15 protein-coding genes and 1 pseudogene are annotated in these 15,968 nt (G+C 61.7%); 7 read left to right on the forward strand and 9 right to left on the reverse strand.

The annotated features are described in order from the left end of the window. Positions 1–126 precede the first annotated feature (126 nt). Genes ACNJX9_RS32965 through ACNJX9_RS32975 form a run of 3 tightly spaced genes read right to left on the reverse strand, consistent with a single transcriptional unit; the run spans position 127 to position 2,759 of the window. Entirely contained in the window at positions 127–1,137 is a 1,011-nt protein-coding gene (locus ACNJX9_RS32965) for a transketolase family protein (RefSeq protein WP_439406194.1), read from the reverse strand. Beyond that, positions 1,134–1,985, reverse strand: a complete 852-nt coding sequence (locus ACNJX9_RS32970; RefSeq protein ID WP_439406195.1) for a transketolase — start codon at positions 1,983–1,985, stop codon at positions 1,134–1,136. Before ACNJX9_RS32970 ends, ACNJX9_RS32965 begins: the two co-directional genes overlap by 4 nt. 24 nt (positions 1,986–2,009) lie before the next feature. Next, the gene (locus ACNJX9_RS32975) at positions 2,010–2,759 is read right to left on the reverse strand and encodes an SDR family NAD(P)-dependent oxidoreductase (RefSeq protein WP_439410163.1); all 750 of its coding nucleotides are present in this window, start codon (positions 2,757–2,759) and stop codon (positions 2,010–2,012) included. Positions 2,760–2,869: 110 nt separating this feature from the next. Here ACNJX9_RS32975 and ACNJX9_RS32980 point away from each other — a divergent pair, with 110 nt between their 5' ends. Continuing rightward, positions 2,870–3,766 carry a LysR substrate-binding domain-containing protein gene (locus ACNJX9_RS32980; RefSeq protein ID WP_439406196.1) on the forward strand — a complete coding sequence of 299 codons (897 nt, stop codon included), beginning with the start codon at positions 2,870–2,872 and terminating at the stop codon, positions 3,764–3,766. Positions 3,767–3,831: 65 nt separating this feature from the next. On the opposite strand, the gene ACNJX9_RS32985 is transcribed toward ACNJX9_RS32980, so the two are convergent. The 5 genes from ACNJX9_RS32985 to ACNJX9_RS33005 all read right to left on the reverse strand — a co-directional run bounded on the left by ACNJX9_RS32985 (position 3,832) and on the right by ACNJX9_RS33005 (position 7,875). Further along, positions 3,832–4,638: an amino acid ABC transporter ATP-binding protein gene (locus ACNJX9_RS32985; RefSeq protein WP_057748684.1), complete on the reverse strand. Its 807-nt coding sequence runs from the start codon at positions 4,636–4,638 to the stop codon at positions 3,832–3,834. Positions 4,639–4,646: 8 nt separating this feature from the next. After that, complete coding sequence (locus tag ACNJX9_RS32990) at positions 4,647–5,297, reverse strand: amino acid ABC transporter permease (protein ID WP_439406198.1); 651 nt, start codon at positions 5,295–5,297, stop codon at positions 4,647–4,649. Then, a complete protein-coding gene (locus tag ACNJX9_RS32995) occupies positions 5,294–5,959 on the reverse strand; it encodes an amino acid ABC transporter permease (RefSeq protein WP_439406200.1) in 666 nt (221 codons plus the stop codon). The genes ACNJX9_RS32990 and ACNJX9_RS32995 overlap by 4 nt, the downstream gene beginning before the upstream one ends. Positions 5,960–5,984: 25 nt before the next feature. Further along, positions 5,985–6,833: a transporter substrate-binding domain-containing protein gene (locus ACNJX9_RS33000; RefSeq protein ID WP_439406202.1), complete on the reverse strand. Its 849-nt coding sequence runs from the start codon at positions 6,831–6,833 to the stop codon at positions 5,985–5,987. 124 nt (positions 6,834–6,957) lie between these two features. Next, positions 6,958–7,875 (reverse strand): LysR family transcriptional regulator, encoded by a 918-nt coding sequence (locus ACNJX9_RS33005; protein WP_439406203.1) that lies wholly within the window; start codon positions 7,873–7,875, stop codon positions 6,958–6,960. Between the two features lie 132 nt (positions 7,876–8,007). On the opposite strand from ACNJX9_RS33005, the gene ACNJX9_RS33010 reads away from it, so the two are divergent. From ACNJX9_RS33010 to ACNJX9_RS33030, 5 genes are all read left to right on the forward strand, one after another. Continuing rightward, positions 8,008–8,958: an NAD(P)-dependent oxidoreductase gene (locus ACNJX9_RS33010; protein ID WP_439406204.1), complete on the forward strand. Its 951-nt coding sequence runs from the start codon at positions 8,008–8,010 to the stop codon at positions 8,956–8,958. 23 nt (positions 8,959–8,981) lie between these two features. Then, positions 8,982–10,487, forward strand: a complete 1,506-nt coding sequence (locus ACNJX9_RS33015) for an aldehyde dehydrogenase family protein (RefSeq protein ID WP_439406205.1) — start codon at positions 8,982–8,984, stop codon at positions 10,485–10,487. A gap of 26 nt (positions 10,488–10,513) precedes the next feature. After that, a complete protein-coding gene (locus ACNJX9_RS33020) occupies positions 10,514–11,560 on the forward strand; it encodes a glutamate cyclase domain-containing protein (RefSeq protein ID WP_439406206.1) in 1,047 nt (348 codons plus the stop codon). Positions 11,561–11,766: 206 nt separating this feature from the next. Then, positions 11,767–13,080 carry a selenocysteine synthase gene (locus ACNJX9_RS33025; RefSeq protein WP_439406207.1) on the forward strand — a complete coding sequence of 438 codons (1,314 nt, stop codon included), beginning with the start codon at positions 11,767–11,769 and terminating at the stop codon, positions 13,078–13,080. After that, positions 13,077–14,093 (forward strand): glutamate cyclase domain-containing protein, encoded by a 1,017-nt coding sequence (locus tag ACNJX9_RS33030; RefSeq protein WP_439406208.1) that lies wholly within the window; start codon positions 13,077–13,079, stop codon positions 14,091–14,093. The genes ACNJX9_RS33025 and ACNJX9_RS33030 overlap by 4 nt, the downstream gene beginning before the upstream one ends. 79 nt (positions 14,094–14,172) lie before the next feature. Here ACNJX9_RS33030 and ACNJX9_RS33035 read toward each other — a convergent pair whose 3' ends face one another. Next, the gene (locus tag ACNJX9_RS33035) at positions 14,173–14,451 is read right to left on the reverse strand and encodes a hypothetical protein (RefSeq protein WP_439406209.1); all 279 of its coding nucleotides are present in this window, start codon (positions 14,449–14,451) and stop codon (positions 14,173–14,175) included. Positions 14,452–14,759: 308 nt separating this feature from the next. On the opposite strand from ACNJX9_RS33035, the pseudogene ACNJX9_RS33040 reads away from it, so the two are divergent. Further along, positions 14,760–15,960, forward strand: a pseudogene (locus ACNJX9_RS33040) (IS256 family transposase). Positions 15,961–15,968: the final 8 nt, after the last annotated feature.

Here is a 15,968-nt window from a genome sequence, read left to right on the forward strand (position 1 = left end):
TCCGGCTTTTCGTTCAGCGGTTCACGACCGCCGGCATTCGGGCAGAGCCATCGCTCGCCGCCGCAATATGCGGCGAGCCTAGCTCCTCACCTCGGCTTGGCTGGGTTGGCGCTTAGCGCCGGTGCGCTAAAGCCACTGCTTGATCTGCCTTGCGACCTCTGCCGTGGAAATGCCGTAGCGGTCGTGCAGCGTCGGAAGCGCGCCGGCATCGAGAAACTCGTCCGGCAATGCAATCTGGCGGAATGGCGGATGAACGCCTGAACGCATCAGAAGCGCGGCAATGGCCTCGCCAAGGCCGCCAATGGTCGTGTGGTTTTCGGCAACAACGACAAGGCGGCCCGGCTTGCCGGCTTCGCGCAAGACCGTCTCAGTGTCCAGCGGCTTGATGGTCGGAACGTGCAGCACCGCAACATCGATGCTGTCGTCCTTCAAGGTTTGCACGGCCTCAAGCGCACGCATGGTCATGATGCCTGATGAGATGACCAGGACATCTTTTCCATCGCGGATCAGCTTCGCCTTGCCGAGCTCGAACTTGTAGTCATATTCGTCGAGGACCACCGGCACCTGGCCCCGCAATAGGCGCGTGTAGACCGGCCCCTGATGAGCCGCGATGGCAGGCACCAGCTGCTCGATCTCGTGGGCATCACAGGGATCGATCACAGTCATGTTCGGCATGGCACGAAACAGCGCTAGATCCTCTGCGGCCTGATGGCTCGGACCATAGCCCGAGGTCAGGCCCGGCAATGCGCAGACGATCTTCACGTTGCGGTCTTCCTCCGCGATCGTCTGGTGGATGAAATCGTACGCCCGCCGCGATGCGAACACGGCATAAGTGGTCGCGAACGGCATGAAGCCTTCGGCCGCAAGGCCTGAGGCCGCGCCGAACAGAAGCTGCTCGGCCATACCCATCTGGTAATAGCGGTCCGGGAATTCCTTCGCGAAGATGTGCAGGTCGGTGTACTTGCCGAGATCTGCCGTCATGCCGACCACCTCGGGGCGGTGGCGTGCGAGTTCGACGAGGGCGTGGCCAAAGGGCGCCGGTTTCGTCTTCTGTCCCTCCGCCGCGATCGAAGCGATCATGGCTGAGGTAGTCAGGCGCGGCTTGCCCGGCTGCGGTGCTGATCTTTCAGTCTTCATGCCTGCCTCCCGGCTTCCAGCGCGGCAAGTGCGAGCTGCCATTCGTGCTGCTCGACGCGGATGAAATGGTTCTTCTCTCGCTGCTCGAGGAAAGGTACGCCCTTCCCCATCAGCGTGTCGGCGACGATCATCCGCGGCTTGGGCTCGGGATGGGACTTGGCGGCATCGAACGCGGCAACCACGGCATCGAGATCGTTGCCGTCGATGCGCTGCACGAACCAGCCGAAAGCCTCAAGCTTCTCGACCAGCGGCTCGAAGGCCATGACCTGCGTCGAAGGACCGTCGGCCTGCTGATTGTTGACATCGACGATGCCGATCAGATTGTCGAGCTTGTAGTGCCCTGCCGACTGGATGGCCTCCCAGACCGAGCCTTCGTCGAGCTCGCCGTCGGAGAACAACGTGTACACCCGCGCCTCGGATTTCTTGCGCTTGAGCCCCAACCCTATGCCGACGGCTATGCTCAGCCCAAGCCCGAGCGAGCCGCCCGACATTTCCATGCCAGGCGTGTAGGAAGCCATGCCCGACATCGGCAGGCGACTCTCGTCGCTGCCATAGGTTTCGAGTTCTTCCTCGGGGATGATCCCCGCCTCAATCAAAGCCGCGTAGAGAGCGATGGCATAATGCCCGTTGGAGAGAAGGAAGCGGTCGCGCTCCTCCCACGACGGATCTTCAGCCCGGTAGCGCATCGCGTGAAAGTAGGCCACGGCGAGAACGTCGGAGATGTCCAGCGCCTGTGCGATATAGCCCTGGCCCTGGACTTCGCCCATGCGCAGCGCATTGCGGCGAATGTTGTACGCGCGGTCCGCCAGCTTGGGCGTGTTGGTAAGCGTGTTGGTCGGCGTTTTCATCGATCGGGACCTCGTCTCGCTGGCTCAGTGGATCAGCATGCCGCCGTTGACATCGATCACGGCGCCGGTGACGTATGCTGAGAGATCTGAGGCCAGGAAGGTGTAGATGCCGGCGACGTCTTCGGCGGTGCCGAGACGATTGAGCGGAATGCCTTCCAGGATCTTCGTCCTCATCTCGTCGGTCAATTTCCCCGCGGTGATATCGGTGCCGATCAGGCCCGGCGTCACGCAATTGACGCGGATACCGTCCGGGCCGAATTCACGGGCCATCGCCTTGGCGAGACCAAGCACGCCGGCTTTCGCCGCCGAATAATGAGGGCCGCCAAAGATTCCGCCGCCGCGCTGGGCCGACACCGACGACATGCATGCAATCGATCCAGACTTCCGTGCGCGCATATGGGGGATCACAGCCTGGGAAAGGAACAGAACACCCTTCAAATTGACGTCCTGGATGCGATCCCAATCGGCCGCCGAGATCTGTAGGAACTTGACCGGCTGGGTGATGCCGGCATTATTGATCAAGATATCGATGCCGCCGAAGGATTCGACCACTCGGGCCACCGCCTGCTCGCAGGATGATTTGTCGGCGACGTCGCACTGAAGTCCGATGTGGGATTTTCCAAGGGATGTCGCAGCATCCGCCGCAGCGTCGGCGTCGATGTCCAGAATGGCGACCCGAGCGCCCTCGGCGGCGAACCGCCGAGCGGTGGCAAGCCCGATCCCGCGCGGCGAGGCCGCGCCCGAAACGATGGCCGTCTTACCGCTGAGCAGCATCAGTTCCTCCCGCATGTTGTTCTTCCTTGGTAAGGCTAGGAATGACCCGCAGAAGGCCAATGGACAAACGCACAGTTGTCATGGATCGATGAATCTGGTTCACTTGTGAAATGCTGTCGAATGTCCCGATATCGGCAATTCGTGTCTTTGAAGCCGCGGCCCGCACCGGATCGTTTCGCGATGCGGCGAATGAGCTTCACCTGACGCCGAGTGCCGTCAGTCATGCCATCCGCAAGCTGGAGGCCACGCTTCGCACGGTTCTGTTCGAGCGCAGCGCGCGCTCGGTGCGGCTCACGCCGGCCGGCGAGAATTTGATGCGACACACCGGAGCGGCTTTTGACCAGCTACGCCGTGGCCTGGAGGAAGTCGCCGCACGCGGACCGCAATTGGTGCGCGTCCACTCAGCGCCCAGCTTTGCCGCGCAATGGCTGGCACCACGGCTCGCACAGTTTCTCGCCGCTTACCCGAAGCTCGAAGTTCGGCTGGCTGCCAGCACGGACTACGCTCGCTTTAGCAACGATGATTTCGATATCGACATCGTTTACGGTCCGCCGCGTGCGGAGGGCGTCGAGGTCGTCCCTCTTCCGGAGGAGACAGTCACACCGCTCTGTTCGCCCTCCCTCGCAAGCTCTATAAGAAAGCCCGCGGATCTCCTCGATCAGACGCTCATCCGTTCAGATGTGAAGCAGATTCAATGGCACCAGTGGTTCGCAGCTAATGGATTGGAAGCCCCCGCCCTACACGGCATGAGATTCGACCGGAGCTTTCTGGCGATTGCGACGGCTGTCGAGGGATTGGGCGTGGCACTGGAATCAACACTGCTAGCGGAACGTGAACTAGCCAGCGGACGATTGGTGGCTCCCTTGGCGGGCCGCGCAAACGATATCCGCTACGTCGGTCACCGCTTGATCTATCCCCGCGCCAGCCGACAGAGATCGGCAGTGCGGGCCTTTGCAGATTGGCTCGTGGCGCAGCTTGGCGGGGAAAACGCCGGTTCCTCGCACTGAACTGACGCGAACGCTCGAGAAGCTCGCGGCACGCCCGTGACATAGGGCTCAGTCGCAACTAGACGCTAAGCAATTCGAGCTCCGCGATCAGGTCGGTCGGTCCCCAGAAACGACCGAAACCTCTCTGTTTGAGGGTTCGCCATGATCTCGTGCGGCACGCCTTGCTCCACGATTGCGCCACCGTCCATGAAGATAACGCGATCCGCAACTTCACGAGCGAAGCTCATTTCGTGCGTAACCACCACCATCGTCATGCCTTCTGTGGCAAGTTCGCGCATGACGCGGAGCACCTCACCAACGAGCTCGGGATCGAGAGCCGACGTCGCCTCGTCAAAAAGCATAACAGCTGGTCTCATCGCTAGAGCGCGCGCTATTGCCACGCGCTGCTGCTGGCCGCCGGAGAGGCGTGCGGGATATTGGTCGGCCTTCTCGGCCATCCCGACTTTCTCCAGCAATTCCAGCGCCTGCTTTCTCACCTCAGACTTGTCTCGGTGCTGGACGGATACAGGACCCATCATGACGTTTTGGAGGACAGTCCGATGTGAGAACAGATTAAAGCTCTGAAACACCATTCCGACGCGCTCGCGATTCTCCGCAACCATCTTCTCGTCAAGCATGCGGCGCCGGCCCTGGCCGTCGCTTCGATACCCGACCGGCGCACCATCGACGGTGATGGTGCCGCCCTCGAATGTCTCAAGGAAGTTGACGCAACGCAGCATTGTGGACTTACCCGATCCGCTTGGGCCGAGAACGACAACGACTTCACCGCGCCGCACGTCGAACGAAACACCATTCAAGACGCGATGCGGTCCGAAGGATTTCACAAGACCATTTACGGAAACGACGATGGGCGCGCCGGCGGGGATGGGCATGGGCAGCCTCAGTGATCGAAGGAAAGTTTCCGCTCGCAAAAGTTCGCGAGCAACGAAATGGGATAGCAGATCAAGAAGTAGATCAGCATGACACCAAGGAAGATCTGGAAAGCCGCGAGCGTTCTCTCGACGATCTCTCGAGCCGCGAACGAGAGCTCCCAGGCTCCGACGACCGAAGCGTAGGAGGTTTGTTTGATGGCCATAAGTGAGATGTTGAGGATCGGAGCGATCGCAAGACGCGCCGCCTGAGGTAGGACGACTTCACGCAGCATGGTCAGCCGCCGCATGCCAAGGCTCTTGGCTGCTGCAACCTGGCCGGCTGGCACGGCCGCGATGGCACCGCGCACCGCCTCGGTGACGAAGGCGCCGACATAGACGATCATTGATATCGTCACCGCAGCATAGGCGCTGAGCCGGATTCCAAGTGCCGGGAAGGTGTAGAAGCCGAGAAACATCACGACCAGTACCGGAATGCCCCGAAAGACGAAGACATAAGCCGTGACGATCGCCCGGAGAATCCGCCCACCGCCGCTGGCGAGCGTTCCAACGATCGCACCAAGAAGTGCCCCTGCTGTCACGACAATGAAAGCCAGCCATAGCGTTACCACCGCACCCTGGAACAGGTAGGGCAGATTAGCGAGAAGGACGGATATGCTCATCCGAGCCTCCGCGTAAAGCGCGTCTCGCTGATCCGGAAGCCTGCGCCTATGACGCTTGTCAGGATCAGATAGAGTACCGCAACGAGAATGAACACCTCGAAGGATGCTCCTGATCTTTCGATGATGACTTTGCCAGATAGCGTCAGGTCGAGCACACCGATCGCCGATACGAGAGACGTGTCCTTCACGAGGACGATCAATTGGTTCGAGACGGGAGCCATGACCTTGATCGCCGCCTGAGGGAGAATGATCTGACGAAAAACTGCCCAGCGTCGCATACCGATCGCCTGACCTGCCTCCCATTGCTTGGGGCTCACGGCGGCGATGCCGCTGCGAATAAGTTCAGACAAAAAGGCTGCGTGTTGAAGCGAGACCGCGAGAACACCGCAAGTGATCTCGTCCCAGAAGATTCCAAGGATCGGAAGACCAAAGAAGAGCAGATACATCTGGACGAGGAGTGGCGTATTCCTCATCACCTCTATATAGGCTCGCACGAAACCGCTGAGCAGCCGCCAGCCAGCCACGCGCGGCACCGTAAGAACTACGCCGATTGCGACAGCCGTCGGCGCCGCGAGCGCAGCGACGGCGATGGTAACGAGCATTCCGTTCCAGAGTTGCGGAAGGTAGCGGGCGGCGAAGCTACCAAACTGTGACCAATCCATCACCCGCCCTCTCTGCGCCTGTCGATTAGTTGTTGTTGAGATACCACTTCGCATTCTTCGGCTTTTCGCCGAACCATTTCTCGTAGATCGCACTGTAATCGGCGAAAAGATAGCCGCCGGTCATTTCAGACACCACGAGGTCGAAATACTGCCAAAGCCTGAAATCGCCCGGCTTCATAAAGAGGCCGGTGTTAACGACATCCGTTAGGCGAGTTTCCATGACGCGCATGTCCGGGTTGCTTTTGACATACCAGGCCGCGACGGGAGCATCGAGCTGGGCTGCCTGAGCTCGACCAAGCTTCACAGAGTTGAATTGCGAGGCGATGCCGTCAAAAGTCTGGAGCTTGGCCTGCGGGAAGAGGCGCTTGGCGCGTTCTTCCTGGGTCGGCGTGGTCAGATTTGCGATAGTGACGTTCGGCTTGTTCAGATCGTCGAGCGTCTTGAACGGCCCATCCTTACGGACGATGAGGACGATGCCACCATCGATATAGTTGCGGGTGAATGCGACGCGCTGCGCGCGGTCGGCGTAGATCGTGGTCGTCTGCGCGCCAAAGTCGATCGTGCCGTTCTGGGCATTGGGCCAGCGCTGGGCTGCGCTCTGGCGAATAAATTCGATTTTGTTGGGATCACCGAACGTTGCCTTGGCGATCAGCCGGGCAACATCGATGTCGAAACCGACAAGCTCCCCCTTCTCGTCGACGAAGCCGAAAGGAGGTGACTCGCTCGACACGCCGACGACCAGCTTGCCCCGCGCCAGGATTTCATCCAGCCTGGACTTCTCCTGAGCCTGGCTCGTCCCGGCCCCAAGCGCGAACCCGCAGAATGCCGCAACCAGACCGGTGATGAACCGCCGTCCAAAGCTTCGCATGTCCATGCTCCATTGGTTATTGGAAAGTTAGAAGACGTGGCCTTTGCTCAACCACTAGCGCTCGACTTGCTGCGGCGAAAGAACACGGCTCCTGACGGAGCACGTTAGAAAGAGTTACGCTGCCAACGTTTTAGAGGCGGCAATTGAGGGCCGCTCGCTCCAGGGCCGCCAATGCAGCGGCAACGACAGGACGCCGAGACGTGCCCTTGGGAACGGCGCTAAATATGTGTCTGTGTAGGGCGGGCGCAATGGGAAGGATGCGAAAGTCGGGATCCTTGTCGAGAGGCTGCACCGCCAGACCGGGCAGGACTGTTACGAATTGTCCGGTGCGTACCATCTCAAGGGTGGCAGAAATATTGCGAGCGCTGCAGCCAATCTTCATTTCGAATCCGGCAGCCAAGCACGCGTTCGTCAAGTTCTGCTGATAGGCGACCGCCGTTTGGTTGATGGCCCATTTCTCATTCGAGAGATCCTTGAGCTCTATGCTTGTCAAGTCGGTCTTCGCAAAGCGGTGGTCTGACGAAAGGATTGCATTCAGGGCATCGACATAGAGCGGGTGGAATTCGAGGGCCTGTTGGTACGCATTTGCATCGGTATAATCGTCGACAATTGCGATATCGACTTGCTTGGCGACGGTTGCCTTGAGGCCCTCGGTCGGCTCGAGTTCGACGAAGCTGGCATCGATCAGGGGGTGTGTCTTGTGGAGATAGCCCAAAGCTCTTGGAACGATGCTGGTCGCGACACTCCCGAATGCGGCAAGTCGTAGTTCGCCCGCAGGTGGCCCGTCCTTCTCGTCGAGTTCGGCCTCGATGCGGTCTGCCAGTTGCAGCAGTGGCGTGACGCGATCCAGAAGTTGCTGCCCCTTGGTTGTCAGGCGCAACCCTCCCGCCGAACGTTCGAAAAGCACCGCTCCCGCCTCTCGTTCGAGCAGCGCTAACTGTTGAGAGACGGCCGGCCGTGTCTGGCCGAGCGCTCGTGCAACCGCCGAGATCGTTCCGAGCTCGGAGAGCTCATGAAAGAGACGTAGCCGCGAAAGACTAAGTGCCAAACTCGCATATCCCCAAAGAGCCTAAGAGTAAGAATTTCTTTCGCCTCGCGTCAACTGGACTGGTCTTCCGGGGTTCGTCGAACTGGACCTAAAACCGCCGACATCACGCCTGCGATCGCGATCATCGCGGAGATGAGACTGCGACCGGCAAGTTTTGACCGGCCTCTTGGCCAATATCGCGAGGATTTATCGATGCCGACGATCGCCTTTTTGGGTGTTGGCCGCATGGGTTCACATATGGCGCGTCGGCTTGCCGAAGCCGGGCATAAGGTGCGGGCCTTCGATCCCAACGCGGCGGCCGTCGCCAAGCTTGCCACGGCTGGCGTGGAGACTGCCGCAAGCCCCAAGACCGCGGCTGCTGGCGCCGATTTCATTCTGGCGAGCCTCCCTTCTCCAGCGGCCTTGAAGGCGGCAGTGACTGCTGAGGACGGGATCCTCGCCGCCGCGAAGAAGGGCGCGACCGTGGTCGATTTCAGCACGGTCGATCCCGCCACCACCAAGGCGGTCGCTGCGACGTGTAGCGAAGCTGGTATCAACTATCTCGACGCGCCCGTCAGCGGCGGCGTCGCCGGCGCAGAAAATGGCAAGCTCCTGATCATGATCGGGGGCGACCATGCAGTGCTAGATGCGACGCGCCCCGTGCTTGAGACACTTGCCGGCAAGGTCATTCATTGCGGCCCGGTCGGCTCCGGCCAACTCATAAAGTTGAGCCACAACCTGTTGACCGCGATCAACACCGTAGCGCTTGGCGAGGTGCTGGCGGCCAGCGTGAAGTCCGGCGCGAAGCTCGATGTGTTGCTCGAGGTTCTCGGCGGGGGGCTCGCCGGCAGCAAGATGCTGGATTGGCTCGGCAAGACGCTCTTCACGCAGGAGCGGCCTGCCTTTTTCGCGCTCGACCTGATGCACAAGGACATCTCGCTCGCACTCGACGAGTTCACAGCATCACCGATGTATCTCGGGCAGCTCGTTCGCCAGATCTACAACACCGCCCGCGCGGACGGTCTCGGCGGAAAGGATTCTACCAGCGTATCGGAGGTCTACGAGCGACTGCTCAAGGTCAATCTCCGTCAGCCCGCAGCATGATTTCGAAGACTAGGAACGAACAAATGAGAGCGCAACTCGCCACCACCAGCTACGATTCCGAACTGACGTTGCCCCGCTCCGGGCTGTTGGGCAACTTCATCGGCGGAAAGTGGATCAAGCCCGTCTCGGGCCGCACGATGGCCGTCGAGAATCCCTGCCGACGCGACATCGTCGCCATGGTCGGGACTGCAGACAAGCAGGACGTCGATGCCGCAGTCGCGGCGGCTAAGGCGGCTTTTCCGACATGGCGCCGCATGGCAGCTCGAGCCCGCGGCGCGCTTCTGGCCGAACTCGGCAATCGCGTATCGGCGCATGCCGAAGAGATCGCCAAGGTCCTGGCGGCCGAAACGGGCAACGCGCTGCGAACGCAAAGCCGACCCGAGGTCGCGAGCACCGCCGAGGTTCTGCGTTACTACGGCGGCGTGGTATCCGAGCAGAAGGGCGAGACGTTGCCGCTCGGCCCGGGGATATTCAGCTACACGACACGAGAGCCGCTTGGCGTCGTCGGCGCAATCATCCCCTGGAATTCGCCCCTCGTCCTCGCGGCCGTGAAGATCGGCATGGCGCTCGGCACCGGCAATACGCTGGTTCTGAAGCCTGCCGAGGACGCGCCGCTCGCGGTCATCAAGGTCGCGGAGCTTGCCGCCGACATCTTCCCGGCCGGCGTCTTCAATGTCGTCACCGGAACGGGCATCGAAGCCGGTGCGCCGCTGTCGAACCATCCCGACGTATCGAAGATCTCGTTTACAGGCTCGGTCGAGGTCGGAAAGCTCGTGGCGCATGCTGCCGCCGACCGCATTGCGAAGGTCACCCTTGAGCTCGGCGGCAAGAGCCCCTGCATCGTCTATCCCGATGCGGCGACGCCCGAGCAACTCGACACCTGCGCGACAAACGTCATCAACGCCATGCGCTTCGCGCGCCAGGGGCAGTCCTGCACGGCAGGCTCGCGGCTCTTCATCCACCGGGACGTGTTCGGTCCGGTGGTTGCAAAGGTGGTCGAGAAGTTGAAGGCCATGAAGGTCGGCGATGCGCTCGACGAGGCCTCCGACATCGGCGCGATCATCAATGCCGAGCGTTACGGAGAAGTTTGCGCCTTCATCCGCGAGGCCGTCGATCGTGGTGCGAAGGTAGAGATCGGTCAGGTTCCGGCTCCGTCTAACGAGACCGACGGCTTCATGCCGGGTCCCGTCGTGCTGACGGGTGTCGACAATAGCTGGCGTGTTGTGCGCGAGGAGGTCTTCGGGCCTGTCTTGGTTGCGATCCCCTGGACGAACGAAGACGAGATGATCGGTTGGGCGAACGACACCCATTACGGTCTCGCCGCCTACATCTTCACGAACGACATCACCACTGCCCTACGCGCAGCGGAGCGAATCGATGCAGGCTGGCTCCAGATCAACCGTGCCGGCGGTCAGATCCCGGGCATGTCCTACGGCGGCGCCAAACAGAGCGGCATCGGCGCCGAATATTCCATCGAAGGAGCTCTCGAGAGCTACACCTATCGCAAGAGCGTGACCGTCACGGTGTGAGCCGAGAGATAGGCCAAGAGGTCTCTATGGTTATGCTCCTAACCGAAGACTCCGCTGGGCCAGAACCCCTTCTGGCCATGGCGGGCGAGCGGTTCGATCGCCTGATGACGATCGAATCGCGCCCTCTCTCGGGCGGGCTCCCGCCAGGTCTCGTCGTTCCGATGTACGAGATTTGCCGTCGTCATCATGGCGAGCCGCTGTCCACGTTGGCAGCTAGGGCTCTCATGTCGCGCGTCGCCTACGGAGACAACGTCATTGTGGCAACGGGTGCGGGCGTTCCGCCCAAACTCCCACAGGGAGAAACCGACGGACCGCCAGGCGCGGCTGTCCTTGCACGGGCCATGGCTCTCGGTCTTGGCGCCCAGGTCACGATTGTTTCGGAGGAGGCCCATTCCAAGCCAGTGGAGGCCTGCGCGGCGCTCGTTGGATCATCTACAGCAAGACCAATCAAAGTGGAGACTATCCCGCCTCATTCCAAGTATGGGCCCAAGGCCGTCGAGACGCTGATGGCGCGATGCCAGCCATCGGCAATCGTCTTCGTCGAGCTCGACGGCCCCAACCCGGATGGTTATTTCCATGGCGTTCGGGGTGACCGTCGCCCTGCGGGCACGATGGCGCATCTACATTTGCTCGCGGAGGCGGGACGCGCAGCGAAGCGTTTGACGATAGGCATTGGCGACGGTGGTAACGAGGTCGGCTTCGGCGCGGTGCGAACCGCGCTTGCCGCGTTCCATCCCAATAGCTTCGTTGTCACGGCAGTCGAGACGGATGTGATCGTCAGCGCTGCGATATCGAATTGGGGCACATACGCCGTTTGCGCTGGACTTGCTGTCGGACTTGGCAGTCCCGACCTGTTACACAACGATACCCTGGAAGGGGAACTCATCAGAGCCTGCGTTAGCGCGGGCGCTCGTGATGGCGCGACGGCAAGCACCGAACCACTGGTTGATGGCGTCCCTGAGCGCGGTCATCGGGGCTTTGTCAGTCTGCTCCAAAGCATCGTCGCAAGTTCGTCAAGCGAGCCTGGTCCGGATTCATCGTCGCGTCAGCGATCTCGCGAGGTGACCCAATGACGCCGAGCTACGACCCCACTGTTGGGCCCGACTTCGTCGGTCTCGTACCGGGCTTGAAGCATCGAGAATGCCTCGCCTGGCGTATTCGCACGGCAAGACGCTTTCGCCGAACGCTTCTGACAAGAACGCCCATTTCGTCGCGCGTCGCCGGTCACCTTGGCTCACTGGTTGTCCGCATCGCCAAGTCACACTGGTTCTAGGAGAAGATGATGACAGCCGCCACCACCGAAGCGAAAACGCAATTCCCGAAGCCCACAGATCGCTTCGGCAATCCGATCGACCCCATTGTCGGCTTTGCGCGCGGTAGCATCATCCGATCTAGTGTCGACGAAGCGCGCCGCCTTCGTCAGGGGCAGGTCGTAGCGGCCGATCGTGTCCGCAAGCTCGGCCCGCATTCCATCGGTGTGTTCACGGGAAATCAGCGAGATTTTCCACTCAAGGCGGAAGATCTCGCGACATTGTGCGAGGAATGGGTTGGCCCGGGCCTCTTCGCCGAAGACCTCCGAGAAGTCGCGATCACTCACCTCGGTGGCGAGGCCGGGGATGGCGTCACTGTCTTCAACCGAACCAGCGCGGGAATCATTGCCACCATCGTCGCTCACGCCGCAGGCAGCCCCGTGATTTCGATCGTCCCTCCGGGCGGGCGATCGCACGCATCGGTGATCCGAGGCTGCTCCATCGCACGGGTGGAACTCGTCGAAATCGGGGGCGATCGCGACTGGCAGGCAGCTCTGACCAAAGCGAAACCCAACCTCGTCGTCGTCACCACCGTAACGAGCGCGCTCGAGCTTCTGGACGACACCGTGACCTCGGCCGTCGTCAAGGCCACCCACGCGGTCGGCGCTATTGCGTTCGTGGACGACGCTTATGGCGCCCGTCTGCGTCCAGTACTCCACGGCGGTAAGCCAGGCCTCGCCCTTGGCGCCGACCTCGCGATCACCAATTGCGACAAGGCGGGTCTCGCCGGACCGCGCGCGGGCGTCCTTGCCGGCCGCCCCCATCTTGTCACGGCGGCCTCGGCGAAAGGCGCTGAATTCGGGATGGAGGCGCGCGCGCCGATTGCTGCCGGCGCCATGCGGTCCCTCCAGGGTTTTCGGCCTGAGGATCTGCGGGAGGAAGCACGTTCTGGTCAGGCACTCGCGGTCGCGCTTGCCGAGACACTCGGTCGCGACGTCGTGGCTATCAGCGATCTCGGGCCGATGGTCGACGAGCAGGACGTGCTTTCCCTTGTCCTGCGGCGCGCTGGCCGTTCCGCAGAAAACTTTGGGCTGGTTCCCTGCGAGGTCTCCTCTGCGCTCGGAATGGTCCTCCTGCGCGACGCTGGAATCCTCACGGTCAACACCCATGGCCAGCCCGGGGCACGCGTGTCGCTGCGTCTGAAACCGACCCTCGACGCGGTCGGGCGAGTTGGCGGCCAGGACGCGGTCGTCGCCGCCGTCGACGCTGCACTCGATTACCTGGCCGCGCGGATCGACGAAGTTACCACGATCTCGCGGCTCATTCTGGGAGATCAGGCATGAGCGCCGTCAACAAGACCTTCGCCGGCATGGACGACCGGCTCGACCGGCTAGTCAATCTCGATCTCGGTGGCCGCGGTGTCGAGCATCTTTACCAGGCGGCGCGCACGCGCCAAGGCGGTGCGCTGTGCGGCGCGGCCGCCGAAATGCTTGCCGCTACCCCCGTGGGTGCGACGGTCGTGGTGACGACGGGCTCTGTCTCGCGGGCCTGGATTTCGCCGACCATTGGCGAGAATGACGGGCCAGCGGGCGCAGCCGCGGTCGTGCGCGCGCTTGCCCTATCCAAGCGGGTGACTTGTGTCGTTGTTGCGGAGGAGACCCTGCTGGACGGCACCGCCAAGATCCTTACCAGTGCCGGCTTGTCGGTGCTCCCCTACGAGCAGGCACGGATTGCGAGCAATGATGGAAGCCTCGCGGTCGCCAGCACACGCTCCTTTCCCGTAACGGACTCTGAGGCGAAGGCCGCCTCCGCCGCCTTGCTCGATGAACTGAAGCCGGCCCTGGTGTTCTCAACGGAGCGGGTCGGCCGTAACGCCGATGGCATCTATTGCTCGATGCGCGGCATTGATTATGGCATGGGACGGGCCCGGATTGATTACTTGTTCGACGAGGCGCTCGCTCGTGGGATTCCGAGCGTCTGCGTTGGCGACGGGGGGAACGAAATAGGCATGGGCGTCGTCGCTGACGCGGTGCGGCACCATGTGAAGTTCGGCGATGCGCGCCTGGAAGGCGGTGCTGGCATCGGAGCGGTGACCGGCACCGACGTTCTGGTCACTGCGGCCTGCTCGAACTGGGGTTGCTATGCCATCTTGGGGGCGCTTGCAGCACGCCTAAAGAGGCCCGACCTTCTCCATTCGCCCAAAATGGAAAAACACCTGCTTCGCCGGGGTGTCGACATCGGCTTGATCAACTCGGTCGGAAACGTCGTCGACGCCGACGTCGACGGGATTTCTCTGCAGACGCACGTTGCAATGACCGACCTGATCTCGGCGATCGTTCGGCCGGCGTTTCGCTGAAACAGAGAGAGGGCGCGCAATGTCAACCGGACCGAACGCACCCTTTCTCGATCTGCGCGACATACGCGTTTCGTACGGATCAAAGGAGGTTCTGAAGGGTAACAATCTCTCGGTCCGCCAAGGCGAGGTCGTCATCATCATTGGCCCGAACCGCCGCACGCATGGTATTGGATAGTTCTGACTGGATGATCTGGCCGATCCGCGCGCCGGGCGGGGAAAAATCCTTCAACGCGCTCGAGCCCATCCTGGTGTAACCGACAACGAAATCCTTCCGTCGCGCCGCGACACCTTTGCAAAAATCCTGCAGATAGGATTTGCCGGATCCTGTATCGCCCCTCACCAGCATGCATGTCGGCATGCTCAGCTTCTCAGGACGCGGGCCGCGGTAGGCAGCTGCCCGACCGCCTGCTCGACCCAGACAGAGACGTCCTGGGTCGACGGATTGACGCTAAGCTGCGCGAAAAATGGCTGGGTCAGCGTCTGTCTCTGCGGAGGCGTCAGCAATCTTCGCCGCCAAATTGGCGATTAAAGGAACATGCGAGCGCACGATACCTCTGAAGAGCCGTAGTCGCCAGAGTCTGTTCGAGAGTCGGGCTCAACCGCCGCCGTCGAGCTATCGCTGAAAGTTGGTGACGGTGGGAATCGGAAAGGCGGCATATCGTGGCGGTGCTTGACGCCTCCACTTCTCCACCGAAGGAGCGATATGCCGTCTCCAAAGATAACATCATCAAGCTGATTCAACCAGGAAACGTCGACGATCAACTCACCGAAATCTTACGCAATGGGGCGCGTGCTCTGTTGGCCCAGGCGGCCGAGGCCGAGGTTGCGGACTTTCTCAGCAAGCATGCCGATTTGAAGACTGCGGACGGCCACCAGCGCGTCATGCGCCACGGTCACCTGCCGGAACGCGAGGTGATGACCGGTATCGGTCCGGTCGAAATCCGCCAGCCCCGTGTACGCGATCGCGAGGTGGACGCTACCGACCCCGACCGCATCCGTTTCTCTCCGTCGATTCTGCCGCCCTACATGCGCCGCTCGAAATCGACCGAGACGCTGCTGCCGATCCTTTACCTGAAGGGGATCTCGACCGGCGACTTCTCCGAGGCTCTGGCGGCGCTGCTCGGCAAGGATGCTGCCGGGTTGCCGGCATCGGCCATCGGCCGTCTGAAGGACGGTTGGCTTGAGGAACACACCGCGTGGCAGAGGCGCGATCTGTCGGCGAAGCGCTGCGTCTACATCTGGGCCAATGGCATCCATCTCCAAGCGCGCCTCGAAGACGAAAAGCAGTGCATTCTTTGTGCTGATCGGCGCGACGCCGGAAGGCCGCAAGGAACTGGTCGGCTTCACCAGTGGCGCCCGCGAGAGCGCGCAGGACTGGCGCGATCTGCTGCTCGACCTAAAGCGGCGCGGGCTCGACGTGCCGCCGCGGCTCGCCATCGCCGACGGCGCGCTCGGGTTCTGGAAGGCCGCCGGCGAGGTCTGGCCGAAAGCGCGCGAGCAGCGCTGCTGGGTGCACAAGACCGCGAATGTGATAGCCAAGTTGCCGAAGAGCCAGCAGCCGAAGGCCGAACGCGCGTTGCAGGAGATCTGGATGGCCGAAACCAAGGCCGCCGCCGAGCTGGCGTTCGACGCTTTCATCAAGAGCTACACGCCCAAATACGAGAAGGCGACCGACTGCCTGGGCAAGGATCGGGACATGCTACTGGCGATCTACGACTTCCCGGCCGAGCACTGGAAACACCTGCGGACGACGGATGAGGTGGACAAGCGATTTTTTAGTGACCGAGCTGACGATTGCGGAGATCGCTGTCAGTCCATTCTTTTGTTCGGCCGCGCTGTGGGCCATTCTTCCGTCCCGGCCATCTGATCTCGCAG

The sequence above is a fragment of the Bradyrhizobium sp. BLXBL-03 genome, assembly GCF_051853015.1.
GTDB lineage: Bacteria > Pseudomonadota > Alphaproteobacteria > Rhizobiales > Xanthobacteraceae > Bradyrhizobium > Bradyrhizobium manausense.

Coding starts and splice junctions, on each gene's coding strand:
- ACNJX9_RS32965 (WP_439406194.1), bottom strand. CDS start 1,137: ATGAAGACTGAAAGATCAGCACCGCAGCCGGGCAAGCCGCGCCTGACT.
- ACNJX9_RS32970 (WP_439406195.1), bottom strand. CDS start 1,985: ATGAAAACGCCGACCAACACGCTTACCAACACGCCCAAGCTGGCGGAC.
- ACNJX9_RS32975 (WP_439410163.1), bottom strand. CDS start 2,759: ATGCTGCTCAGCGGTAAGACGGCCATCGTTTCGGGCGCGGCCTCGCCG.
- ACNJX9_RS32980 (WP_439406196.1), top strand. CDS start 2,870: ATGCTGTCGAATGTCCCGATATCGGCAATTCGTGTCTTTGAAGCCGCG.
- ACNJX9_RS32985 (WP_057748684.1), bottom strand. CDS start 4,638: ATGCCCATCCCCGCCGGCGCGCCCATCGTCGTTTCCGTAAATGGTCTT.
- ACNJX9_RS32990 (WP_439406198.1), bottom strand. CDS start 5,297: ATGAGCATATCCGTCCTTCTCGCTAATCTGCCCTACCTGTTCCAGGGT.
- ACNJX9_RS32995 (WP_439406200.1), bottom strand. CDS start 5,959: ATGGATTGGTCACAGTTTGGTAGCTTCGCCGCCCGCTACCTTCCGCAA.
- ACNJX9_RS33000 (WP_439406202.1), bottom strand. CDS start 6,833: ATGGACATGCGAAGCTTTGGACGGCGGTTCATCACCGGTCTGGTTGCG.
- ACNJX9_RS33010 (WP_439406204.1), top strand. CDS start 8,008: ATGAGACTGCGACCGGCAAGTTTTGACCGGCCTCTTGGCCAATATCGC.
- ACNJX9_RS33015 (WP_439406205.1), top strand. CDS start 8,982: ATGAGAGCGCAACTCGCCACCACCAGCTACGATTCCGAACTGACGTTG.
- ACNJX9_RS33020 (WP_439406206.1), top strand. CDS start 10,514: ATGGTTATGCTCCTAACCGAAGACTCCGCTGGGCCAGAACCCCTTCTG.
- ACNJX9_RS33025 (WP_439406207.1), top strand. CDS start 11,767: ATGATGACAGCCGCCACCACCGAAGCGAAAACGCAATTCCCGAAGCCC.
- ACNJX9_RS33030 (WP_439406208.1), top strand. CDS start 13,077: ATGAGCGCCGTCAACAAGACCTTCGCCGGCATGGACGACCGGCTCGAC.
- ACNJX9_RS33035 (WP_439406209.1), bottom strand. CDS start 14,451: ATGCCGACATGCATGCTGGTGAGGGGCGATACAGGATCCGGCAAATCC.